The organism is Serratia sp. L9, assembly GCF_050632285.1.
GTDB lineage: Bacteria > Pseudomonadota > Gammaproteobacteria > Enterobacterales > Enterobacteriaceae > Chania.
The window spans coordinates 424935-448173 of sequence record NZ_CP192591.1; the positions used below are offsets into that span (position 1 = coordinate 424935).

The 23239-nt window shown below is 53.8% G+C and carries 21 protein-coding genes and 1 pseudogene; 18 read left to right on the forward strand and 4 right to left on the reverse strand.

The window, feature by feature from the left end:
* The first annotated feature begins 83 nt into the window (after positions 1-83).
* The 6 genes from cutD (at position 84) to ACQ86O_RS01995 (ending at position 3691) form a co-directional block, all read left to right on the forward strand.
* Positions 84-1034 (forward strand): choline TMA-lyase-activating enzyme, encoded by a 951-nt coding sequence (gene cutD, locus ACQ86O_RS01970; RefSeq protein ID WP_431223926.1) that lies wholly within the window; start codon positions 84-86, stop codon positions 1032-1034.
* 31 nt (positions 1035-1065) lie between these two features.
* Complete coding sequence (locus ACQ86O_RS01975; protein ID WP_431223927.1) at positions 1066-1449, forward strand: BMC domain-containing protein; 384 nt, start codon at positions 1066-1068, stop codon at positions 1447-1449.
* Positions 1450-1528: 79 nt separating this feature from the next.
* Entirely contained in the window at positions 1529-2164 is a 636-nt protein-coding gene (locus ACQ86O_RS01980) for a phosphate propanoyltransferase (RefSeq protein WP_431223928.1), read from the forward strand.
* 9 nt (positions 2165-2173) lie between these two features.
* A complete protein-coding gene (locus ACQ86O_RS01985) occupies positions 2174-2842 on the forward strand; it encodes a hypothetical protein (RefSeq protein WP_431223929.1) in 669 nt (222 codons plus the stop codon).
* Positions 2843-2994: 152 nt separating this feature from the next.
* Entirely contained in the window at positions 2995-3351 is a 357-nt protein-coding gene (locus ACQ86O_RS01990) for a DMT family transporter (protein ID WP_431223930.1), read from the forward strand.
* A 10-nt stretch (positions 3352-3361) separates the two neighbouring features.
* Entirely contained in the window at positions 3362-3691 is a 330-nt protein-coding gene (locus ACQ86O_RS01995) for a DMT family transporter (protein WP_142009496.1), read from the forward strand.
* 53 nt (positions 3692-3744) lie between these two features.
* Here ACQ86O_RS01995 and lptG read toward each other — a convergent pair whose 3' ends face one another.
* The gene (lptG, locus tag ACQ86O_RS02000; RefSeq protein ID WP_431223931.1) at positions 3745-4815 is read right to left on the reverse strand and encodes an LPS export ABC transporter permease LptG; all 1071 of its coding nucleotides are present in this window, start codon (positions 4813-4815) and stop codon (positions 3745-3747) included.
* A complete protein-coding gene (gene lptF, locus ACQ86O_RS02005; RefSeq protein WP_431223932.1) occupies positions 4815-5909 on the reverse strand; it encodes an LPS export ABC transporter permease LptF in 1095 nt (364 codons plus the stop codon). Before lptF ends, lptG begins: the two co-directional genes overlap by 1 nt.
* Before the next feature lie 281 nt (positions 5910-6190).
* Here lptF and pepA point away from each other — a divergent pair, with 281 nt between their 5' ends.
* The 11 genes from pepA (at position 6191) to ACQ86O_RS02060 (ending at position 20694) form a co-directional block, all read left to right on the forward strand.
* Positions 6191-7702 (forward strand): leucyl aminopeptidase, encoded by a 1512-nt coding sequence (gene pepA, locus ACQ86O_RS02010; protein ID WP_431223933.1) that lies wholly within the window; start codon positions 6191-6193, stop codon positions 7700-7702.
* 124 nt (positions 7703-7826) lie between these two features.
* Positions 7827-8276: a DNA polymerase III subunit chi gene (locus ACQ86O_RS02015; RefSeq protein ID WP_431223934.1), complete on the forward strand. Its 450-nt coding sequence runs from the start codon at positions 7827-7829 to the stop codon at positions 8274-8276.
* Positions 8277-8289: 13 nt separating this feature from the next.
* On the forward strand, positions 8290-11166 hold the full coding sequence (locus ACQ86O_RS02020) for a valine--tRNA ligase (protein WP_431223935.1): 2877 nt from the start codon (positions 8290-8292) through the stop codon (positions 11164-11166).
* A 307-nt stretch (positions 11167-11473) separates the two neighbouring features.
* Positions 11474-11977, forward strand: coding sequence for a GNAT family N-acetyltransferase (locus tag ACQ86O_RS02025; RefSeq protein WP_431223936.1), 504 nt, complete (start codon positions 11474-11476; stop codon positions 11975-11977).
* Between the two features lie 382 nt (positions 11978-12359).
* On the forward strand, positions 12360-13967 hold the full coding sequence (locus ACQ86O_RS02030; RefSeq protein WP_431223937.1) for a GMC family oxidoreductase: 1608 nt from the start codon (positions 12360-12362) through the stop codon (positions 13965-13967).
* Between the two features lie 288 nt (positions 13968-14255).
* Positions 14256-15410, forward strand: a complete 1155-nt coding sequence (locus tag ACQ86O_RS02035; protein WP_431223938.1) for an iron-containing alcohol dehydrogenase — start codon at positions 14256-14258, stop codon at positions 15408-15410.
* A 25-nt stretch (positions 15411-15435) separates the two neighbouring features.
* The gene (locus ACQ86O_RS02040) at positions 15436-16458 is read left to right on the forward strand and encodes a 2-dehydro-3-deoxygalactonokinase (RefSeq protein ID WP_431223939.1); all 1023 of its coding nucleotides are present in this window, start codon (positions 15436-15438) and stop codon (positions 16456-16458) included.
* Positions 16459-16474: 16 nt separating this feature from the next.
* Positions 16475-17464 (forward strand): 2-dehydro-3-deoxygalactonokinase, encoded by a 990-nt coding sequence (locus tag ACQ86O_RS02045; RefSeq protein ID WP_431223940.1) that lies wholly within the window; start codon positions 16475-16477, stop codon positions 17462-17464.
* A gap of 157 nt (positions 17465-17621) precedes the next feature.
* Positions 17622-18929: an MFS transporter gene (locus ACQ86O_RS02050; RefSeq protein ID WP_431223941.1), complete on the forward strand. Its 1308-nt coding sequence runs from the start codon at positions 17622-17624 to the stop codon at positions 18927-18929.
* Between the two features lie 46 nt (positions 18930-18975).
* The gene (locus tag ACQ86O_RS02055) at positions 18976-19623 is read left to right on the forward strand and encodes a bifunctional 4-hydroxy-2-oxoglutarate aldolase/2-dehydro-3-deoxy-phosphogluconate aldolase (protein ID WP_431223942.1); all 648 of its coding nucleotides are present in this window, start codon (positions 18976-18978) and stop codon (positions 19621-19623) included.
* 267 nt (positions 19624-19890) lie between these two features.
* Positions 19891-20694 carry an IclR family transcriptional regulator gene (locus ACQ86O_RS02060; protein ID WP_431223943.1) on the forward strand — a complete coding sequence of 268 codons (804 nt, stop codon included), beginning with the start codon at positions 19891-19893 and terminating at the stop codon, positions 20692-20694.
* A gap of 53 nt (positions 20695-20747) precedes the next feature.
* Here the strand turns inward: ACQ86O_RS02060 and miaE are convergent.
* Positions 20748-21371: pseudogene (gene miaE, locus ACQ86O_RS02065) on the reverse strand (tRNA isopentenyl-2-thiomethyl-A-37 hydroxylase MiaE); the annotation flags it as partial.
* Positions 21372-21543: 172 nt separating this feature from the next.
* A complete protein-coding gene (gene rraB, locus ACQ86O_RS02070; RefSeq protein ID WP_431223944.1) occupies positions 21544-21966 on the reverse strand; it encodes a ribonuclease E inhibitor RraB in 423 nt (140 codons plus the stop codon).
* Between the two features lie 162 nt (positions 21967-22128).
* Between rraB and argF the strand changes: the two genes are divergently transcribed.
* On the forward strand, positions 22129-23148 hold the full coding sequence (argF, locus tag ACQ86O_RS02075) for an ornithine carbamoyltransferase (RefSeq protein WP_431223945.1): 1020 nt from the start codon (positions 22129-22131) through the stop codon (positions 23146-23148).
* Positions 23149-23239 lie beyond the last annotated feature (91 nt).

A 23239-nucleotide genomic window follows, 5' to 3' on the forward strand; every position in this document is an offset into this window, starting at 1 on the left:
GCCGCAGCCAGGCACCAGGCTGCGACTTGAAATCCAGAGGGTATGAATCCTATACCCCCTAAATTATTGAGGAAGCAGCAATCATGGGTAACACGCTGGAGAAAAAGGGCCGGATATTCAATATCCAGAAATACTCGATCTATGACGGAGACGGTATTCGCACCCTGATTTTTTTCAAAGGTTGCAACATCCTCTGCGATTGGTGCGCCAACCCCGAGGGGCTTACCAGCAATTTTCAGGTGATGTTCTCACGAGATAAATGCGTCGACTGCGGCCAGTGCGTTGCGGTCTGCCCGGTGGATATCCATTACCAGACCCAGGATGCGCAGGGCGACCTCCGCCACCAGATCAACCGTGAAATAGATTGCATCGGTTGCCGCAAATGTGAAGAGGCCTGCATTGCCGGGGCGCTGGATATCATCGGGAAAGACGTCACTGTGCAGGAACTGATGGACATCATTATGCAGGACGTCGATTTTTATCATGCCTCCGGTGGCGGCGTGACTCTGGGTGGCGGTGAACTGAGCCTGCAAACGGATTTTGCCGCTGCGCTGCTGACCGAATGCAAAAAAATGATGATTAACACCGCCATTGAAACCAACGGCACTACGCAGTTGGCCAATTATGAAAAGCTGGCGCAATGCACCGACATGTTCCTGTTCGATATCAAGCACATCGACAGCCTGCGCCATAAGGAGTTATTTGGCATCGGCAACGAAGGGGTCAAAAGAAACCTGGAACGTTTAGTGGAGCTTGGCGCCCATATTGTGGTGCGTATGCCTTTGGTGCGCGGCTACAACGATTCCTACGATGCCATTACCGGCGCCATTGACTACGTCACCGGGTTGGCACACCACGGCAATATCAGCCGTATCGATATTTTGCCTTATCACCAGTTGGGCAAAAATAAATACGAAAAACTCGAAATGATCTATCCGGTAAAAAATGACCCCAGCTACAGCGATGCAGAGCTGGATCAACTGGCGGCGTTTTTCCAGCGCTTTGATTTCGATATCAGATTGGTAAGGCATTAATTATTTCCAGACAGGGAATAAGGAGATTGAGATGAACTTAAGCCTTGGAGTGATTGAAACCCACGGTCTGACGGCGGCGATCCAGGTAGCGGACGCAGCCTGTAAATCCGCCGCGGTGACGGTCTTGGGGTACAAGAAAATCGGTTCCGGCCTGGTTAGCGTGTTCTTTACGGGCGAAATCAGCGCGGTAAAAACCGCTATCGACAGCGGCGTGGCGGTGGTTAAAAAGCAGGAATTTATCAAAGGCCAGTTGGTGATTGCCCGCCCGGAAAAACAGGTGGTGGCGCTGTTAACCGGCTTGAAAGGCAACGGCTTTACGCCGCCACAGGAGGTACCCCCGCCAAGGTTGAGATGGCGGAACCTGCGCTGCCCGAAGTGGCGATATCCAGCCCGCCGGCGGAAAGCCAACCGATAGTGGTGGAAAGCAAGCCCTCGCGCGGCGAAGGGCGCTCCGGCAAGAAACAACATAAGTAATCGCAGGTAGGAACAACAGTATGTTTAACGAGACGTTACTGGAAAGGATCCGCCATAACCTGGCGGAAACCCACCACTCCCCAACCGGCATTGCCATTCCGGTTGGGGTATCTAACCGGCATGTCCACCTTTCGCAGCAGGATATTGAGGCGCTGTTTGGCGTGGGCTATCGGCTGACACCGTTGAAAGAGCTGCGCCAGCCCGGGCAATTTGCCGCCAAAGAGTGCGTGATGATCGTCGGCCCCAAAGGCTCACTCTCTAAAGTGCGGGTGCTGGGGCCAGCGCGTGAATGCACCCAGTTGGAAATCTCCAAGGCGGATTGTTTCGCCCTGGGCCTGAAAGCGCCAGTCCGTGAATCCGGCAATCTGATAGCCAGTGGCGATGCAATGCTGGCAGGCCCTGCGGGCTATGTTTCTTTGCGCTCACAGGTGATCTGCGCTCAGCGCCATATCCATATGAACCCTCAGGATGCGGCACGGCTGGGCGTGAAGAACGGGCAAACGGTGCGGGTTAAGGCCAGCGGGCTGCGTGCTTTGATTTTTGATGAGGTGATCGTCCGGATCAAAGGCAGTTTTGCACTAGAGCTCCACATTGATACTGACGAAGCCAACGCCGCCGGGCTCTCTTCCGGCGACAACGTGGTTATCGTTCCCTGAGGCGGCAACATGATGCAGTTGGAAATCATCGACAGGCTGGTAAATGAAGTGCTCTTGCGGGTGCGGCCAAGGGCGTTGGTGCTACTCACTGCGGCGGATGGTTATCAAGAGATAATCCAGTCTCGTTTACGGCACTGCAAGACGCTATCGCTGACAGCCCTGTTTGCCGATAACGCGCATAAATTTCATGCCGAAGAGGCGTGGTGCCATTTAGGGCCACTCACTACTCTGGCGGAAATAACCGGCACCGGGGCATTGGATAATATCGAGCGGATATTGATCCCTTTTCTCGATTTTTCCACGGCGGCTGAGGTGGCTAATGGGTTATTACAATCTGATAGCGCCAAATTAATTAATCTGGCGCTGATGAGCGGCAAACCTGTAATGGCCCTGGATTATAACTGTAACCCGGCGAGCGAATTAAATCAGCTTAAAGGGTTGAGCCGTGGCGGGGCAAATCCGGCCCTGTCAAAGTTGGCGGCACGGGGTATTCAGCTCTGCACGCTTGACCAGATGTTATCTGCCGAGCCTATAGCCAGCGGGGCTGCAGCACAATCTTACATGACCCTCAGTGAACTAAAACGGCGCAATGGCCAGGCACCACCAGGGGCCAAACTGACCGACCTGGCGCTGGAATACAGCCGGGGGAAAAGTAACCCGAGAAGCTCAGGCGGTTAATTAATATACGCCACGAGAAAAACTGTTAATAACGCCGGGTGCGGATTTACACCCCAGTGATATTCCTCTCACCCGGTTCCAACGGGTGAGGGGAATAAAACAGGTTCTCAGGTTTTTACAAAATAAATTCATCTTTATCAGGAGTGAAAACTATGTCTACCAAGGCAAAAGCATGGCTATGGATGTTATTAGTGATATTTTCTGAAACCTCGGCCACATCGACCTTAAAAATGTTTGATAACAGCGAAGGAACGACCAAGACGCTATTATTAGGTTTAATCGTGGTGCTGTATTGCGTCTGTTATTACTCATTATCCAATGCGGTGAAATATATCCCCGTCGGCCTGGCTTACGCCACCTGGTCGGGTACCGGGATCCTGATGGTCTCAACCCTGGGTATGGTCTTTTATGGCCAGCATCCTGATACGCCCGCCATTATCGGCATGGTGATTATCGCCAGCGGCATCGTAATTATGAACCTCTTCTCAAAAATGGGCTCCTCCGAATAAGGTGTAATTCATGTTTAATATTGGCTTCCTGTGGCTGGCACTGTCTATCGGTTCAGAAATTACCGGGACATCGATGATCAAGAAAACCAACAACTTTAAAAAGCTGGGGCCTTCGGTGCTGGTGATTGCCGCTTACTGCCTGTGCTATTTTGCCCTGACCCGGGCGATGAGTTATGTGCCGGTAGGCGTGGCCTACTCGCTGTGGTGCGGGTTTGGTATTGTCGGTGTGACCTTTGTTTCAATGCTGCTCTACAAACAAAAACCTGATCTGCCTGCCATTTTCGCTATGGCGTTGATTATCGGCGGCGGGATTATTATGAATACCTTCTCGCAGATGTAAGCGCTTGGAACACGACAAACCAGCGCAGCGGCAACGTTGCGCTGGTTTGTTTGTTACTTACGCTTGAGCAGCATATACAGGCTGATCAGCAGGAACAGGATGCTTGGCAGCAATGCACCCAGGATCGGCGGCATGTTATACACCAGGCTCAACGGGCCGAAGATCTGGTCCAGCACGTAGAACAGGAAGCCGAAGCTGATACCCGTCACCACGCGCATCCCCATCGGCACGCTACGCAGCGGGCCAAAAATAAACGACAGCGCCATCAGCATCATTACCGCCACGGAAAGCGGCGCAAAGATCTTGCTCCACATATTCAGTAGGTAACGGCTGGGCTCCTGGCCACTCTGCTTGAGGTACTTCACATAGTTGTGCAACCCGCTGATAGAGAGCGAATCCGGATCCAACGCCACCACGCCAAGCTTATCCGGCGTCAGGTTGGTTTTCCACACACCGGTTAGCGTCTGAGTGCCGGTAACCTGTTTCTGGTTGGTCAGATCTGAGGTATCCACCTGCGAAAGCTGCCATACACCGTCTTCAAAGTTGGCGCTGGCGGCATAGCGCACCGTCTCTAATCTGCGCTGATCGTTGAAGTGGTAGATGTTCACACCGGAAAGTTCGGTCTCGCCAGCCACCCGCTCGATGTAGATAAAGTCGTTGCCGTCCTTCGCCCACAGGCCGCTTTTGGTGGAAAGCAGCGAGCCGCCATACATCTGCTGCGCACGGTAGTTACGCGCCATCTGCTCGCCCGCAGGTGCCACCCATTCGCCAATTGCCATCGTCAGTAATACCAGCGGGATCGCGGTTTTCATCACCGAACCGGCGATCTGCAGGCGGGTAAAACCCGAAGCCTGCATCACCACCAGCTCACTGCGAGTAGCCAAGGTGCCAAGGCCAAGCAAAGCCCCCAGCAGCGCCGCCATCGGGAAGAAGATCTCGATATCTTTTGGCACGCTGAGCAGGGTATAGATCCCCGCACCAAATGCTGAGTAATCCCCCTGGCCGACTCTACGCAACTGCTCGACAAACTTGATGATGCCGGAAAGCGAAACCAGCATGAACAGCGTCATCATGATGGTGTTGAAAATCGTCTTGCCGATATAACGGTCTAAAACACCAAACATCAGGCCGCTCCTTTCAGGCGTGCACGCACTTTGCGCATCGGCACGGTATCCCACAGGTTGAGTGCCAGCGCGATAGCGAAGTACACCAGGTTCACCAGCCAGATCCACAGCATCGGATCCAGTTTACCTTTACCGGCATTGGAACGCAGCGAAGTCTGTAACAGGAAGAAAATCAGATACAACAGCACGGCTGGCAGCATACTCAGCACTCGGCCCTGGCGTGGGTTGACCACGCTGAGCGGCACCACCAGCAGCGCCATCAGTACCACCGAAAACACCAGCGTCAAGCGCCAGTGGAATTCGGCGCGGGCATCCGGTTCGTCAGAGTGCCACAGCGTACTCATCGACATCTGCTCGGTCTGGGTGTTATCAATCGTCACCGGTTGATGGCCAATCACCGCTTTATAGTCGGTAAAATCGGTAATACGGAAATCACGCAGCAGCGCGGTCCCCTCAAAACGGGTGCCCTTATCCAGGGTGATCACCTGTGAACCATCGCGCTTCTGATTAATGATCCCGTGTTCGGCGACCACCACCGAAGGACGCTGATTGCCGCTCGGACGCAACTGCGCCAGGAACACATCATTGAAGGTATTGCCCTTCACATTGCCGATAAACAGCACGGCATTGCCGTCATTGGACGACTTGAACTGCCCTTCCGCCAGCCCGGCGATACTTGGGTTGGCTTTCGCTTCGGCAAGCACTTCATTCTGATAGCTGGAGGACAGAGGTCCGGCCCAAAACACGTTCATCGCAGCAACTATCGAGGTAAAGATTGCCAGCACCATCGCGGCAGCGATCAGGGCTCGCTTCCCCAAACCGCAGGCATGCATTACGGTGATTTCACTTTCGGTGTATAACCGCCCAAGCGTCATCAACAGGCCAAGAAACAGGCTTAATGGCAGGATTAGCTGCGCCATCTTCGGCACACCCAATACCAGATATATTAATACTAAATTTGTCGGGATATTGCCGTCGACCGCATCACCTAACACCTTAACCAGGCTCTGACAAAGGAAGATCAGAAGCAGGATAAACAGGATGGCAATTTGGCTCTTCAGCGTTTCCCGTACCAGATATCTAATGATGATCACGCTTATTACGCCTGTGAAAACTTGTCTTTTTGCAGGAAAATCGATAGTTTCATCGCTAATCCGCCATTTTTTCTCATCATGTGGCAACCTTCACAGCTAAAATAGCATTAGAACATCAAGCTGTTTGGCTGCCCTATAGGAACAAACCTATAGTCGCCAAAACAGAACAATTTACGCCGTTCAGGTTAACCTTGTTAGTTAACTCAATGACGGAAGCTCATGGCGGAGTCGATCATTCTAGCCGTAGCTTTCGCTGTTGTCTTTAAGATTCAGGAGAGTGCATGGAGTTCAGTGTAAAAAGCGGTAGCCCGGAAAAACAGCGCAGCGCCTGTATTGTAGTTGGTGTTTTCGAGCCGCGCCGCCTGTCACCTATCGCAGAACAACTCGACAAAATCAGTGATGGTTATATCAGCGCATTGCTGCGCCGGGGCGAACTGGAAGGCAAAGTCGGGCAGACATTACTGCTGCACCATGTGCCGAACATTCTCTCCGAACGCATCCTGTTAATTGGTTGTGGCAAAGAGCGCGAGCTTGATGAACGCCAGTATAAACAGGTGATCCAGAAAACCATCAATACCCTTAATGATACCGGTTCAATGGAAGCCGTCTGCTTCCTGACCGAACTGCACGTCAAAGGCCGCAATACTTACTGGAAGGTGCGTCAGGCGGTAGAAACCGCCAAAGAAACGCTTTATACCTTCGATCAGCTGAAAAGCAACAAAGTGGAGCCTCGCCGCCCACTGCGTAAAATGGTGTTCAACGTGCCGACTCGCCGTGAGCTGACCAGCGGTGAGCGTGCCATCCAGCACGGTCTGGCCGTCGCTTCCGGTATCAAGGCCGCCAAAGATCTTGGCAATATGCCGCCGAACATCTGTAACGCCGGTTATCTGGCTTCGCAGGCGCGCCAGTTGGCAGATGCCTTCAGTACCAACATCACCACCCGCGTCATCGGCGAACAGCAGATGAAAGAATTGGGGATGAACGCCTATCTGGCGGTCGGTGCCGGTTCGCAAAACGAATCCTTGATGTCAGTAATGGAATATAAGGGCAATCCTAACCCGGACGCCAAGCCAATCGTGCTGGTCGGGAAAGGCCTGACCTTCGATTCCGGCGGTATCTCGATCAAACCGGCAGACGGCATGGACGAGATGAAATACGACATGTGCGGTGCCGCCACCGTGTACGGCGTGATGCGTGTGGTGGCAGAGCTGAACCTGCCGCTTAACGTGATCGGCGTTCTGGCCGGTTGTGAAAACATGCCGGGTGGCCGTGCCTATCGCCCAGGTGACGTGCTGACCACCATGTCAGGCCAGACGGTTGAAGTGCTGAATACCGACGCCGAAGGCCGCCTGGTGCTGTGCGATACCCTGACCTACGTAGAGCGTTTCGAGCCAGAGCTGGTGATTGATATCGCCACCCTGACCGGTGCTTGTGTCATCGCACTGGGCCACCACCTCACCGGCCTGATGTCAAACCACAACCCGCTGGCACACGAACTGATCGGCGCTTCCGAACAGTCTGGTGACCGTGCGTGGCGCCTACCGCTGGCCGACGAATATTTTGAGCAGTTGGACTCCAACTTTGCGGATATGGCCAACATCGGTGGCCGCCCAGGTGGCGCGATCACCGCCGGGTGCTTCCTTTCCCGCTTCACCCGCAAGTACAGCTGGGCGCACCTGGATATCGCCGGCACCGCCTGGCGTTCCGGCAAAAACAAGGGGGCTACCGGCCGCCCGGTGGCGCTGCTGGCGCAGTTCCTGCTTAACCGTGCGGGTTTAAACGGCGACGATTAACATACCCTTCATCTTTCAAGTAGCCGCGTTGTTGGCTGCAACTTGAAATCTATTGGGTATATAATCATGCAAAACGGGCGCACTGGTTGCGCCCCTACTTTTTCTTAGCGGCAACGAATTCATCATGAAACAGGCAACGTTCTACCTCCTTGAACACGCAGAACCCGTAGGCCGACTCAGTGCTCACGAGGCTGTGGCCTGTGCCGTTGCCGCAGAACAGTGGCGTGCAGGCAAGCGGGTATTGATTGCCTGTGAAAGCCAGGAACAGGCCCAGCGGCTGGACGAAGCGCTGTGGCAACGCGAACCACACCAATTTGTGCCACACAATCTGGCGGGCGAAGGGCCAAACTTCGGCGCGCCGGTCGAACTGTGCTGGCCTGGTAAACGCGGCAATGCTCCACGCGATCTGCTGATCGCCCTACTGCCACAGTTTGCCGATTTTGCTACTGCTTTCCATGAAGTGGTAGACTTCGTCCCCTATGAAGACACCCTGAAACAGTTGGCGCGCGAACGTTATAAAACCTATCGCAGCGTCGGCTTCCATTTGACCACGGCTACGCCGCCAACTAACTGAACAACGATATAAAATGGAAAAGACAAACAGTCATCTCGATACCGCCTACGACCCAACACAGATCGAACAGAAGCTGTACGATCATTGGGAGAGCCAGGGTTACTTCAAACCGAATGGCGATACCAGCCAGGAAAGTTTCTGCATCATGATCCCGCCGCCGAACGTCACCGGCAGCCTGCATATGGGCCACGCGTTCCAGCAAACCATCATGGATACCATGACCCGTTACCAGCGCATGCAGGGTAAAAACACCCTGTGGCAGGCCGGTACCGACCATGCCGGTATCGCAACCCAGATGGTGGTAGAGCGCAAGATCGCCGCAGAAGAGGGTAAAACCCGCCATGATTATGGCCGTGATGCGTTTATCGAGAAGATCTGGCAGTGGAAAGCCGAATCCGGTGGCACCATCACCCGCCAGATGCGCCGCCTTGGCAACTCCGTGGACTGGGAGCGCGAGCGCTTCACCATGGACGAAGGCCTGTCCAACGCGGTGAAAGAAGTGTTTGTCCGCCTGTACAAAGAAGATCTGATCTATCGTGGCAAACGCCTGGTTAACTGGGATCCGAAACTGCGCACCGCCATCTCCGATCTGGAAGTCGAAAACCGCGAATCCAAAGGCTCCATGTGGCACCTGCGTTATCCGCTGGCCGATGGAGCAACAACTGCGGAAGGTAAAGACTACCTGGTTGTGGCCACCACCCGTCCGGAAACCGTGCTGGGTGATACCGGCGTGGCGGTGAACCCGGAAGATCCGCGCTACAAAGATTTAATTGGCAAAGAAATTATCCTGCCGCTGGTTGGCCGCCGTATCCGCATCGTCGGTGACGAACACGCCGATATGGAAAAAGGCACCGGCTGCGTGAAGATCACCCCGGCGCACGATTTCAATGACTACGAAGTGGGTAAACGGCACGGTCTGCCGATGATCAACATCCTCAGCTTCGACGGTGACATCCTTGAAGAAGCCGAGGTGTTCGATACTCTGGGTGAAGCCAGCACGGCCTACAGCGGCGAACTCCCAGCGCAGTTCCGTGGCCTGGAGCGCTTTGCCGCCCGTAAAGCCGTCGTTGCCGCCTTTGACGAACTCGGCCTACTGGAAGACGTTAAACCGCATGACCTGACCGTGCCTTACGGTGACCGTGGCGGCGTCGTTATCGAGCCGATGCTGACCGACCAATGGTATGTGCGCACCGCACCACTGGCCAAAGTGGCGGTAGAAGCGGTTGAACAAGGTGAAATCCAGTTCGTCCCCAAGCAGTACGAAAACATGTATTTCAGTTGGATGCGTGATATTCAGGACTGGTGTATTTCCCGTCAGTTGTGGTGGGGCCACCGCATTCCTGCCTGGTACGACGCAGAAGGCAAAGTGTACGTTGGCCGCACCGAAGAAGAAGTGCGCCGCGAAAACAACCTGGGTGCCGACGTTGCGCTGAACCAGGACGAAGACGTGCTGGATACCTGGTTCTCTTCCGGTCTGTGGACCTTCTCCACCCTGGGCTGGCCAGAGCAGACCGAAGCGCTGAAAACCTTCCATCCAACCAGCGTGCTGGTCAGTGGCTTCGATATTATCTTCTTCTGGATCGCCCGCATGATCATGCTGACCATGCACTTTATCAAAGATGAAGAGGGCAAACCGCAGGTGCCATTCAAGACCGTGTATATGACCGGCCTGATCCGTGACGACGAAGGGCAGAAGATGTCCAAGTCGAAGGGTAACGTCATCGATCCGCTGGATATGGTTGACGGTATCTCGCTGGAAGATCTGCTGGAAAAACGCACCGGTAACATGATGCAGCCGCAGTTGGCAGAGAAGATCCGCAAACGCACCGAGAAACAGTTCCCGAACGGCATTGAGCCGCACGGCACCGATGCCCTGCGCTTCACCCTGGCGGCACTGGCTTCGACGGGCCGTGACATCAACTGGGATATGAAACGCCTGGAAGGCTACCGCAACTTCTGTAACAAGCTGTGGAATGCCAGCCGCTTTGTGCTGATGAACACCGAAGAGCACGATTGTGGCTTCAATGGCGGCGAGATGCAGCTTTCGCTGGCCGATCGCTGGATCCTGGCCGAATTCAACCGCACGGTGAAAGCCTACCGCGAGGCGCTGGACACCTATCGCTTCGATATCGCGGCAGGCATCCTGTATGAATTCACCTGGAACCAGTTCTGCGACTGGTATCTGGAATTGGCCAAGCCAATCGTGGGCAACGGTAGCGAAGCGGAACAACGCGGTACGCGCAACACGCTGATCACCGTGCTGGAAGCGTTGCTGCGCTTGGCGCACCCGATCATTCCATTTATCACCGAAACCATCTGGCAGCGCGTTAAGACGCTGACCGGCGAAACGGCCGACACCATCATGTTACAGCCATTCCCGGCCTACGACAGCGCGCGGGAAGACCAGCAGGCGCTGGATGATTTGGAATGGATTAAGCAGGCAATCACCGCGGTGCGTAACATCCGTGCCGAGATGAACATTGCGCCAAGCAAGCAGTTGGAAGTGATGCTGCGTAACGCCAACGGTGATGCTCAGCGCCGCGTGCAGGAAAACCAGAACTTTATCGAGAGGCTGGCACGCCTGTCCTCGCTCACCCTGTTGCCTGCTGGCGAGAAAGGCCCGGTTTCCGTCACCAAACTGGTGGACGGTGCCGAACTGCTGATCCCGATGGCTGGCTTTATCGACAAGGACGCAGAAATCGCGCGCCTGGCGAAAGAGATGGGCAAACTGGATACAGAAATCGCCTCTATCGAAGGCAAGCTGTCCAACGAAGGCTTTGTAGCTCGCGCACCGGAAGCGGTAGTGGCCAAAGAGCGTGAGCGCCTGGCAGCCTGCAAAGAAGGCAAGGTGAAATTGCAGGAGCAGCAGGCGACTATCGCCGCGCTGTAATCACTGCGGTAAGCCGATCAACAACAGCGGGTGATTTTTTCCCCGCTGTTTTTTTATGCCTTATGGATTTCGAGTTGTAGCCAGGCGCCAAACTAATTTCATCCCCAGGAGCTAACGTTTAGTAAGTACCGGGGTGAAATAGTGCAGGTAACCACGCTACCGCTTGAAAGACGACGGGTATATCAGCATTGCCAAGTGACGGCCTTTGGTGTTATTACAAAGCTTGACCAATTCGACACGTTTGGTAATAACAACCTCATTGAGGAGCCCCGCAGGCTCCATTTAATGGCAAATGGCGAGTAAAAACATGACAACAGCAACCCCAGTGCGTCTTCTGGTGCGCCCAATAACGGCTGACGATAATGCCGCTATTGCTCACGTCATTCGCGAAGTCTCCGCCGAGCATGGCCTGACGGCGGATAAAGGCTATACCGTGTCCGACCCCAATCTGGATGCTTTATACCTTCTCTACAGCCAGCCGCGCAGCGCTTACTGGGTGGTGGAAATGGATGGCCAGATTGCTGGCGGCGGTGGCGTAGCCCCGCTGCAAGGCGGTGATGTGGACGTATGTGAATTACAGAAAATGTATTTCCTGCCGGAGTTACGTGGCAAAGGCCTGGCAAAGCAACTGGCGCTGCAGGCACTTGATTTTGCTCGCCAGCAAGGGTTCCGCCGTTGTTATCTGGAAACCACCGCCACGTTGCAACAGGCGATTGGCCTGTATGAACACCTCGGCTTTGAGCATATCGGCCATGCCATGGGCAGTACCGGCCACGGCGACTGCGAAGTCACCATGCTGAAAACGCTATAACCTCGGCAGGCTGCGCAGCCCCTCCCCCTCAGCCAAAAGGAGAGGGGGCTGAATGTGCCCTCCTGCCCCCACCGCAATAACGCCCTCTTTTTCAGAAAATATAACTGCACCAGCGATATCCCAACCCTCAAGCCCGCTCGCCTGCAGGGAGAAAGACCAGCCGCCGCGCTAAACATCACTTCGAACCCCAGATTATTAACATCAACATCATTCAAATAATCATTTCAAACTTATGTATTTAAACCAGATAAATTGATTATCAAATGCATGATGTAAAATTATTGTGACATTCATTAACAAATTAACGATCTGAAATTGACCGCCCACTCCCCTGGGGTACTCTGCCATAACAGGCTCTAACCATCACGCACAGGGAACGGTCATGTCAGAAAACACCTTCGATTACATCATAGTTGGCGCAGGCTCGGCAGGCTGCGTGTTGGCGGCACAGTTAATCCGCCGCACGCAGGGCCGCATCCTGCTGCTGGAAGCCGGTGGCGACGATAAAAATCTGTTTATCCAGATGCCCGCCGGGGTGGCGAAGATCATCGCCAAGAAAAGTTGGCCGTATGAAACCGAACCGGAACCCCATGCCAATAACCGCCGCATGCAGATCGCCCAAGGTAAAGTGCTGGGCGGCAGCAGTTCGGTCAACGGCATGATATATATCCGTGGCCAAAAACAGGATTACGACGACTGGGCCGAACGCTATGGCTGCACCGGCTGGAGTTATCAGGACGTGCTGCCTTACTTTAAACGCGCCGAGGCCAACGAAAGTCTGTCAGGGGATTATCATGGCAGCGACGGGTTGCTGCCGGTCAGCGAAAACCGCTATCGCCACCCGCTCAGCATGGCGTTTATCCGCGCAGGCCAAGAACTGAGCCTGCCCTACCGCAACGACTTTAACGGAGAAAGCCAACATGGCGTGGGTTTCTATCAAACCACGACCCACAATGGCGCACGTGCCAGTACCGCGCGCACCTATCTGAAAGCCGTGCGCGATAATTCACGTCTGGTCGTGAAACTCAATGCGTTGGTGCATCGCGTCACCTTTGAAAATAATGTGGCCACTGGTGTGGTCTATAGCCTCAATGGCGGTAGCGAGGTGGCTGCCCATGCCAATCAGGAAGTGATCCTCAGTGCGGGTGCAGTCGGCTCGCCCAAGATCCTGATGCTGTCCGGTATCGGCCCGCGTGAGCATCTTGAACAACTCGGCATTACGCTACTGGCCGATCTGCCGGTGGGCAAAAACTTCCACGATCACCTGCATATGTCGATCAACGTCAGCACTCGCGAACCTGTCAGCCTGTTCGGTGCCGATCGTGGGTTGCAGGCGCTGCGCCACGGTGCCGAGTGGCTGGCATTCCGCAGCGGCGTTCTGGCTTCTAACGTGCTGGAAGGGGCTGCCTTCGCCGATTCCCAGGGCAGCGGCAGGCCGGATGTGCAGGTGCATTTTCTGCCGATCCTGGACAGTTGGGATGACGTCCCCGGCGAACCGCTACCGGCGATCCACGGTATGTCGCTGAAAGTGGGTTATCTGCAACCCAAGGCGCGCGGCCAGGTGCAATTACGTAGCCGCAATCCCGCCGATCCGGTCAAACTGCAGGCCAACTATCTTGGCCACCCGGATGACCTGGCTGGCAGCATTCGGGCGGTAAAGTTTGGCCTGCAATTCCTGCAAACCGCCGCCCTCAAGCCGCTGATAAAAGATCTTCTGATGCCGCAACCTGCATGGCTGAACGATGAAGCGCAGTTGGAGGAGTTTGTGCGTAACTTCTGCAAGACGGTGTATCACCCGGTAGGGAGTTGCCGTATGGGCCAGTCACCCGTGGACTCTGTCACCGATCCCGAGCTGCGGGTGCATGGTATTGAACGGCTGCGAGTGATCGACTGCTCGGTAATGCCACAGGTGACCAGCGGCAATACCAACGCCCCGACCATTATGCTGGCAGAGAAGGCGGTAGATTTGCTATTGGGCACCAGAGAATAATCCCATCCCCCTCTCCGTTGCATTTCCTCTAAGGCGAGGGGCTGATATTCCACCTGCCCCTGGGTTATACGGTCTCTGAACGGCCAAACCTGGAACCTATTTCTGCCACCTGCAGCCTCAGATTTTCCCCCCATGCCTTTTTCACCGGTCAACCAAACGGGTCGTCGCACAGAAAAAATGTGACTGCGCTCATTAATCAGGCAAAACAGGTTGAATCTTGGATAAAACACGGCCAATATAATCACAAATACGAACACAGTCCGAATATACGAACAATGGGAATGAATTATGACCAGCTTTAGCTTCTCTAACCCAGTAAAACTTCACGTCGGCCCTGGAAAATTTGCCCTGCTGGGCACCATCGCACAGCAATATGGCAAGAAGGCTCTGTTAGTCGTTTCTGATAGCACCAAGTCCACAGGCCAGCTCGCCCGGGCACAAGAAACCCTGACCGCCGCCGGGATGACGTTTGCCGTGTACGATAAATTTATGCAAAACCCGCTCTCCACATTGGTGGAAGAAGGGGCTGAGCTGGCACGCCTGGAGCAATGCGATCTGGTGATTGGCATTGGGGGCGGCAGCGCGATGGATATGGCAAAAGGTATCGCGTTTTGCGCCTGTAACCCAGGCAGCATCTGGGATTATGTGTTTGGCAGAAAACAGGCGCTGCATGCGCTGCCGAATATTCTGGTGCCAACCACCGCAGGCACTGGCAGCGAAGCGAACCGTACTGCGGTGTTTACCAACCCCGAAACCCACGACAAAAAAGGCCTGGTTAACCCATTAATCTATCCGGTCGCCTCGATTGTTGATCCCGAGCTGATGCTCACGTTGCCAAAACGCGTGATTGCCGGGCCAGGTGCCGACGTTCTGTTCCACGCCCTGGAATCTTATATCTCCCGTAACGCTCACCCAATCAGCGAAATGCTGTCACTGCGGGCCATTAAGCTGCTGGCCAAGAACCTGCCGCTGGTTTATACCGACGTGACCAACCTGGCTGCCTGGGAGCAGGTTACCGTTGCCAGCACCCTGGCCGGCATGGCCATCGATTGTGCCGGTACAGCTTTGCCACATGCGCTGCAACACCCAATGGGCGGGCTGCTGGATGTGGTTCATTCTGAAGGTATCGCCGCAGTTTACCCGGCCTTTATGGAATACACCTGGTCGGCAGCGCCGGAGAAATTTGCCGCCATTGCTTGCGCGATGGGAGTAGATACTCGTGATATGACCACTGAAGAAGCCGCTTACAGCAGCGTTCAGGCAGTCACCGCCTTCTTGTCATCAGTCAATATGTTGCCTTCTTTGACTGAGCTGGGCGTTAAAGAAGAGCATTTCGATTGGATCATCAATAACGTGCAAACCACCATGAAAGTGGTGTTGGAAAATAACCCACGCGTGCCGGATGCCCAAACCCTTCGTGACATTTTACAGCGCAGCCTTTAATCCGCATAAATTTAAAGGAGTGAATATGTTTATTGTCATTGATTCAGGTTCGTCTGCGACACGTATATATTTACTGGCGTTCGCCAGTAATAACGTTATTGACAAGATAATGATTACCGAAGGGGTAAACTCCACGGTTACCAATGGCAATAATAATGTATTACGTCAGGAGATGGCCCGTGGCGTCACCGAGTTATTGGCCAGAAACGGTAAACGGCAACAGGATATCAGCTTCATTATCGCCTCGGGGATGATCACCTCAAACCTGGGCCTGCATGAAGTGCCCCACCTGGTTGCACCGGCTGGAATTGACAGCCTGGCGCGCCATACCCTGCCCTTTGCGGCCAATGAACTCCTGGCGCTGGATATTCCCGTGATGCTGATCCCTGGCATCCGTAACCAGACTGACCCCTCCTGGGCAAATCTCAGCGGCCTTGATCTGATGCGCGGTGAAGAGACTCAGGCGGTAGGTTTGCTGCTGGGATACCAGCCCAGGCTACCCTGTATCCTGATCGAGTTAGGCTCGACGACCAAGCTGATTGCGATTGATCAACAAGGGAAAATTGCCGGCAGCATGACCTCCTTAAGCGGCCAGGTATATGCGGCAATCCTCAAACAGACCTTCATCGCAGCCAGTGTGACGCCTACGCCAGAAGAAGATGCGGTGGCAAACTTTGAGCCAGAAATTATTGATGCCGCCTGTCACTCTGTCCAGGAAAGCGGTTTATTACGTACTATTTTAATGACTCGCTTCCTGCAATTTTCATTTCCGACCACCGCACCGCAGCGCAAACTGTTTCTGGAAAGCGCCATGGCCGGTGATGATATTAAAGTTTTTACCCGCGCCCAACACCAGGGGTTTGATTTCCACGGCGATATTTTCTTGATTGGCCATGCCAAACGCTGTGCGATCTACCAACATGTTATTCAAAAACAATTAAATATTGATAGCCCTCTGAAAATTATTTCCGACGAAGAACAAATAGACCTTTTGGCGATTACTGGCGCCAGTGCTATTGCCAATACGCTCCGTACCCTAGGCAGATAATAAGAGCGAGAACGAAATGTATATTATTACTATCGATACCGGCACCACCAACACCAGGGTATGCGCCTGGCGGGGTGAACAACAGCTTGCCGAGGCGGCGCGCCCCATCGGCGTGCGTGATACCGCCATCACCGGCAGTACGGCAACCTTGATGAATGGCGTGCGTGAAGCCGTTCAGGAGGCCAGAGAGCAAGCCGCTGTACCGGCAGGCGAAAGCGTGGTCTACCTGTCATCGGGAATGATCACGTCGAACGTCGGGTTATGTGAAATCCCCCATTTACTGGCACCTGCGGGGCTTAACGAACTGGCTCAGGGCATGGTCAGCGCCCGCCTGCCAGAGATCGCCGAAGCCCCCATCTGGTTTGTACCTGGAATTCGTAATCATAATTCTGCGGTCACGCTCGAGAATGCCGAGCAGATGGATATGATGCGCGGCGAAGAGACTGAAGCCATAGGCGTTCTCGAAAGCCTTGGCCTTCACGGCCCGGCATTGATCGTTTTGCCTGGTTCACACTCCAAGTTCGTCAAGATTGATGCAGACAATCGTATTGAAGGTTGCGTCACGACCATCGGTGGCGAGCTGCTGGATGTCATTACCCGGCACACCATTCTGGCCAACTCCCTTAACCAGCAATTCGCTCAGGAGATTGAAACACCCGCCCTGCTTCAGGGAGCGGATCAATGCCTGCAGACCGGCCTGTCACGCACCTGTTTCTCGGTACGGGTTCTGGATATGTTCAGCAACCTGACGCTCAATCAGAAAGCCAATGTGCTGCTGGGGGCGGTGCTGCAAGATGACCTGCAGGCAGTAAAAAACAGCGAAGCCTTCAGTATTACGCCGGATACCCAGGTTGTGGTCTGCGGGAAAGATCAGCTTAAAATGGCTTTCGCTACATTAATTGAAAACGATCCCTGGTTTACCGGGAAAATAACCCTGGCATCAGTAAATCGTTCGCTTTCCAGTGCGGGATTATTTGCCTTAGCCCGCTGCCGACAGATTATTTAATTCCTTTGTATGCCTAAAGTCATTGAATCTGCAGCCAGACAGAAGGGCGTTAATCCCCAGTGACTCAGCCCGTGGCTGGGGGATATTTCCGCTACCAGCAACGCGCCAGCTTCAAGTAAGAAGGGTATACCCTACATATAATTAAAAGGTCTGATATATGAATACCATCGTTAAAGAACAAGCAATCACTAAAAAACGAGGAAATAAACGTTGGTTTGTTGTTTTCCTGTTATTAATTGGCGGTATTGTCAACTATCTCGACCGCGCCAGCCTCTCCATTGCTGCGCCGGATATGATGAAGGAACTTAATTTATCCAATACGGATATTGGGTTGCTGGGTTCGGTTTTCGCGCTGATCTACGCGCTTTGCCAACTCCCGGCCGGCTGGCTGGTTGACCGCTTCGGCCCGAAAAAAGTGTACGGTTGGGCAGTAGGGTTATGGAGCGGCGCCACTATGTTGACCGGCGCATGCAGCAGCATGATGAGCCTGATTTTTGCCCGGGGGCTGTTGGGTATTACCGAGGCCCCCTGTTGGCCGGGAGCGGCGAAAATTACCGCTTCATGGTTCCCTAAAAGTGAACGTGCTTTGGCCACCGGGTTCTGGGATGCCGCGTCCAAATGGGGGCCAGCCATCGCTCCGCCGATCCTGGTCGCCATCATTGTTCCTTTCGGCTGGCGTGCGCTGTTTTATATTGCCGGGGCAATAGGCTTTATTTTTGTCATCTTCTTTATCTTCGCGTACCACCAGCCAGAGAAACACCCCAATATTACTAAAGAAGAGCTGGATTATATTAAAGAAGGCGGTGGCGGCACGGCGCAGAAATTAACGGGTGATGCGGAAAAAATCAGTTGGGGCGGCTTATTTAAATACCGCTGTATCTGGGGGATGATCCTGGGCTGGTTCTGTTATGTGTGGATGATGAATATTTTCACCACCTTCCTGCCCTTGTATTTAATGAAGACCCAAAATATACAGTTCAAAGAATTGGGCATCTACGCCAGTATTCCTTATTTCGGTGGGATTGTCGGTGCGATTGCCGGTGGCTATATCTCCAAATGGCTGGTTGATAAACAGATCTTCACCGAATCCTTAAAAGCCAAACGCGTCACTATCAGTGTCTCCGCGCTATTAGCGGGCGTTGCCGTTATCGCCGTGCCTATGGTGGACAGTCTGGCGGCAACCCTGGTGTTACTGGTGATTGCCATGGCCCTGCTTTCCTCGCTTTCAGCAACCGGCTGGGCATTACCGGGAGATGTCGCTCCGGCCTCCATGGTGGCTTCGGTTGGCAGTATCCAGAACTTTGGTGGCTATTTTGCCGGATCGTTATCGCCATTGGTAACCGGGTTAATCGCCGACGTCACCGGGTCATATACCCTGGCCTTCGTCAGCGGCGGGATTATCGCAGCCTGTGCTGCGCTGTGTTACTGGTTCATCGTCAAAGAACCTGTGACCGTAACGGATTGATGTAATCAGGGAGCCGACTCCCTGATATTTCCCTAAGAGGTTGTCCATGATTAAGCAACGCGTGATTCGCGCTATAGAAGAAACCGGCATAATTGCCATTGTCCGCGGCGTCGCGCCTGAGGGCATTTTACCCCTGGCCAACGCGCTGTATGACGGCGGTATTCGGGTAATTGAAGTCACTTGTAACTCTACCCGCCATCTGGAAAGCATCAGCGCGCTTAAACGGGAACTGGGTGACAGAATGTGGGTGGGGGCAGGTACGGTATTGAATCCGGTGATGGCACAGTTGGTTCTGGATGCCGGGGCCGATTTTGTCCTCTCCCCCGACTTCAACCCCGAGGTGGTGATGATGGTGCATGAAAAACAACGCCTGATGATCCCTGCGGTAATGACAACCTCAGAGATTTTACAGGCCTGCCGCCTGGGGGTGGATTTATTGAAGCTGTTCCCGGCCAATAGCCTGGGTGTAAATTATATGAAAGAGGTGCTGGGGCCATTGGATAACCTGTCGATGATCCCGGTTGGCGGTATTACGCTTGAAAATACCCGCGAGTTTGCCAAAGCCGGTGCGTTTGCCGTGGGTGTCGGGAGCGCACTGACCAATAAGCAATGGATCGAAAGTGGGGATTGGCGGGCTATCACCAGCCAGGCGCAAGCCTTTATCCAGACGTTTGCACAAAGCAGACAGAGCTGAAACCAGCAGGCCTCGATATATACCCGATGAATTTCAGGTTGGCCGCTCAAGCGCAGCCCTGCACCCACGGCATGAGGAGCTTCCTGTAGAGGCATCCAGCGCCCTTAAGTCAGTAACTGGGGGGAGTGCAGGTAACAACGCTGCAATTTGAAAGGCGACGGGTATAAGGCCGTCGCCTGCTGATGATCCACAACGCCCCAGGCCGCTGTATTCACTCCCATTACCTCGTTATACTGCCAGCTATAAAAATGACAGTGAGGTAAGCCTGTGTCTGAAAAGATAAATCGTTCGGTTGCCCGGGCATTGGATATGCTGGAGCTGGTCGCGGCAAGCAAAAACGAACTGACCATTACCGAAATCAGCAAACAGCTGGGCATCCCAAAGAGCACCACCTTTGATATTCTCTACACCCTGCTCGATAAAGGCTACCTGGAGCAAGCCAACGAGAAGCAGAAGTCGTTTAAACTGGGCGTAAAATTGTTCCAGACGGGCGCCTGCTATCTTGAACAGACTCCTTTTCACAATGTGGCGCATGCGATGCTGGAAAAGCTCGCAGAAGTCGCAGGTGAAACCGTGTTTCTGGCGTTGCTCAATAATGACGAGCTGGTTTATTTCGATAAAGTGGAAAGCCCCAACTCTGTCAGAACCTCCGCCAGAATTGGTTCAAATAACCCGCTGTACTGTACCGGCCTGGGTAAAGCTATCCTGGCTACGTTACCCGACGATGAAATCAGGGCCATTCTGGCACGCACTGGCGGGCTGAAGCCCATCACGCCCTATACCGTGACCGATGAAGCGAAGTTCTTCGCCATTTTAAATCAGGCACGCCAGCAAGGTTATGCGGTTGACGATCGCGAACATAACGCAGAAGTTTTCTGCCTTGCCGCGCCGATCTACAACCTTCAGGGTAAGGTCTATGCCGCCATCAGCGTTGCCAATCTGTTTACCAAAATTAACCACCAACCGGAAAAAATTGCCGCGTTGGGGAAACTGATCTCCGATACGGCTTTGGAGCTCTCACAGCGCATAGGCTACCGTGGCCAGCGGTTGTATGCCGATTTCCTGCCTTAGCGTGAATATCGCGCCCGGAGAAGAAGGCGCAAAGAGGATTGAACATCAAGAAATCAGGCCACCGGCACGCCGCTATGAAAACGGAATTCGCTATCAGGCGATTGGATTAGCTCCGCCTCAATACGGCCAAAGTACGCCACGCGTTCACTGATGTCGCCATTGGCAATCTGCTCTGCCAACTGCAGGTAATCCTGATAGTGGCGCGCTTCGGATCGCAGCAGTGAAACATAGAACCGGTGCAGTTCATCATCCAGAAAAGGGGCCAGTTTGGCAAAGCGTTCGCAGGAACGGGCCTCGATATAAGCACCGCAGATCAGTTTGTCGATCAGGGTTGCCGGATCGTGAGTGCGAACTTCACGGAGCATTCCCTTGGCATAACGGCTGGCGGTGATCTTTCTATATGGGATCTGCCGGGCCTGCATAATCTCCAAAACCTGCGAGAAATGGTGCAGTTCTTCTTTTATCAGCAACACCATCTTGTCCACCAGATCCTGGCCGTAGGCCGAGCCATTTTTCGGCAGGATTTTCCTGGTGAACGCGCTTTGCCGAAACAGCGCTTCCGGCACATCCTGCTCCTCGTGCACAAACGCCTCGTAGGGTTTGAGCAGCGCCAACAAGGCGTCACCGCTCTCTTTGTCTGCCACATAGCGGCGGATCAGCCACATGCCGGTCTGTGCCGCTTTTAATTCACACACCAGATGGTCGGTCAGCAACAGATGCAGGTTTTCCGGGCGCCGATCCAGCCGTCCGGGGTTTCGCAGTGCAGGAAGTTTACAATCGGAGATAGTAAGGATTGGTATTTCATCGGGTCTTATCAGAGGCCGGTGAGAACCGGCCTTCAGGATTTAATTAATGACGTTTGCCGTCGTCGTCTTCATCGATAAAGTCGCCGTCTTCGTCGTCGCCTTCTTCACCGTTCGGATCTTCATAATAGGTGCCCCAACCGTCGTAATTGACACCGCATTTTTCTGCCAGTGCCACCAGTTGTTCCACCTGGCTGTCGATCAGTTCGGCATTCAGGGCAACTTCGCTGATCACGTCACAGCACATCACCAGGGAACCATCTTCCACTTCCAGTTCTTCGGCATCGGTCACTTCGTAGCCTAACTTGAAGGCTTCAACGGCAGCCTGCTCCAAAACTTCAAACTTTTCGGCAGAGAAATGGTGCTCGATGGTGTAGAGCGCATCCGGATCGCTGCCATCTTCCAACAGTTCTTCGATGATCAGGCGGGTTTCTTCACGTTGTTCTTCCAGCAATTCGCGGTTTGCCATTCCTCTATCCTCAATAAAATGGACTTCATTACTTCTATTTTCACACACCACCGCCACTGCTGCCATGATAAACGTGAAAGATTTCTCTTCCGGGGTTGAAATTGAATATTCATACATATAAAGTGAATTTTAATTCATTCTAAACGATCAGGATATACGGAGATGAGCCAGATGAACCCGTTCTACAATCGTCACTTTTTGAGGTTAATGGATTTTACCCCCAGCGAGATCCAGTCCTTGCTGCAACTGGCGGCAGAGTTAAAGCAGGCCAAAAAGCAGGGCCAGGAAACCCGCCACCTGCAAGGTAAAAACATTGCGCTCATCTTCGAAAAAGACTCAACCCGCACCCGATGCTCTTTCGAAGTTGCCGCATTCGACCAAGGGGCGCACGTTACCTACCTTGGCCCAAGCGGTAGCCAGATTGGCCATAAAGAATCCATGAAAGACACTGCCCGCGTCCTGGGCCGTATGTATGACGGTATTCAGTATCGGGGTTTTGGCCAGTGCCTGGTAGAAATGCTGGCAGAACATGCAGGCGTACCGGTATGGAATGGCCTGACCAACGAATTCCACCCGACCCAGTTGCTGGCAGACTTGCTCACCGTGCGTGAGCACTTGCCGGGCAAAGCCTTGAATGAGGTGAAATTCGCCTACCTTGGTGATGCACACAACAATATGGGCAATACCCTGTTGGAGGCAGCGGCGCTGGTGGGGATGGATCTGCGTCTGGTCGCGCCGAAAGCCTGCTGGCCGCAGGCCGAGCTGGTCGCCCAGTGCCAGGAGTTGGCACAGCAGACCGGTGGCAAAATAACGCTCACCGAAGACATTGCCGAAGGAGTGCAAGGGGCCGATTTCCTGTACACCGACGTTTGGGTCTCCATGGGAGAGCCGAAAGAAGTGTGGCAGGAGCGTATTGCGTTGCTGCGACCTTATCAGGTGAATATGGCCATGGTTAAACTGACCGGCAACCCACAGGTGAAATTCCTGCACTGCCTGCCCGCCTTCCATGACGATCAAACCACGCTGGGTAAGCAGATGGCGGAACAGTACGGCATGCATGGCGGCATGGAAGTGACGAATGAAGTATTCGAATCGGCACACAGCGTGGTGTTCGATCAGGCAGAAAACCGCCTGCACACCATTAAAGCGGTGATGGTCGCCACGCTGAGCAACACCCTGTAAGCCTCACTTAAATTGCCGGGGCGCGTCACGCACAGGCAAAAAATGGGGAGGGTTCTTTGAGCCTTCCCCAACCCCTTCCCCTGATCCTGGC

What these genes read in the sequence shown, in the direction of transcription:
- ACQ86O_RS02015 (WP_431223934.1), top strand. Translation starts at nt 7,827, where the DNA reads ATGAAACAGGCAACGTTCTACCTCCTTGAACACGCAGAACCCGTAGGC.
- ACQ86O_RS01980 (WP_431223928.1), top strand. Translation starts at nt 1,529, where the DNA reads ATGTTTAACGAGACGTTACTGGAAAGGATCCGCCATAACCTGGCGGAA.
- ACQ86O_RS01975 (WP_431223927.1), top strand. Translation starts at nt 1,066, where the DNA reads ATGAACTTAAGCCTTGGAGTGATTGAAACCCACGGTCTGACGGCGGCG.
- ACQ86O_RS02030 (WP_431223937.1), top strand. Translation starts at nt 12,360, where the DNA reads ATGTCAGAAAACACCTTCGATTACATCATAGTTGGCGCAGGCTCGGCA.
- ACQ86O_RS01995 (WP_142009496.1), top strand. Translation starts at nt 3,362, where the DNA reads ATGTTTAATATTGGCTTCCTGTGGCTGGCACTGTCTATCGGTTCAGAA.
- ACQ86O_RS02040 (WP_431223939.1), top strand. Translation starts at nt 15,436, where the DNA reads ATGTTTATTGTCATTGATTCAGGTTCGTCTGCGACACGTATATATTTA.
- ACQ86O_RS02020 (WP_431223935.1), top strand. Translation starts at nt 8,290, where the DNA reads ATGGAAAAGACAAACAGTCATCTCGATACCGCCTACGACCCAACACAG.
- ACQ86O_RS02035 (WP_431223938.1), top strand. Translation starts at nt 14,256, where the DNA reads ATGACCAGCTTTAGCTTCTCTAACCCAGTAAAACTTCACGTCGGCCCT.
- ACQ86O_RS02025 (WP_431223936.1), top strand. Translation starts at nt 11,474, where the DNA reads ATGACAACAGCAACCCCAGTGCGTCTTCTGGTGCGCCCAATAACGGCT.
- lptG (WP_431223931.1), bottom strand. Translation starts at nt 4,815, where the DNA reads ATGTTTGGTGTTTTAGACCGTTATATCGGCAAGACGATTTTCAACACC.
- ACQ86O_RS02050 (WP_431223941.1), top strand. Translation starts at nt 17,622, where the DNA reads ATGAATACCATCGTTAAAGAACAAGCAATCACTAAAAAACGAGGAAAT.
- ACQ86O_RS01985 (WP_431223929.1), top strand. Translation starts at nt 2,174, where the DNA reads ATGATGCAGTTGGAAATCATCGACAGGCTGGTAAATGAAGTGCTCTTG.
- ACQ86O_RS02055 (WP_431223942.1), top strand. Translation starts at nt 18,976, where the DNA reads ATGATTAAGCAACGCGTGATTCGCGCTATAGAAGAAACCGGCATAATT.
- cutD (WP_431223926.1), top strand. Translation starts at nt 84, where the DNA reads ATGGGTAACACGCTGGAGAAAAAGGGCCGGATATTCAATATCCAGAAA.
- ACQ86O_RS01990 (WP_431223930.1), top strand. Translation starts at nt 2,995, where the DNA reads ATGTCTACCAAGGCAAAAGCATGGCTATGGATGTTATTAGTGATATTT.
- ACQ86O_RS02045 (WP_431223940.1), top strand. Translation starts at nt 16,475, where the DNA reads ATGTATATTATTACTATCGATACCGGCACCACCAACACCAGGGTATGC.
- pepA (WP_431223933.1), top strand. Translation starts at nt 6,191, where the DNA reads ATGGAGTTCAGTGTAAAAAGCGGTAGCCCGGAAAAACAGCGCAGCGCC.
- argF (WP_431223945.1), top strand. Translation starts at nt 22,129, where the DNA reads ATGAGCCAGATGAACCCGTTCTACAATCGTCACTTTTTGAGGTTAATG.
- rraB (WP_431223944.1), bottom strand. Translation starts at nt 21,966, where the DNA reads ATGGCAAACCGCGAATTGCTGGAAGAACAACGTGAAGAAACCCGCCTG.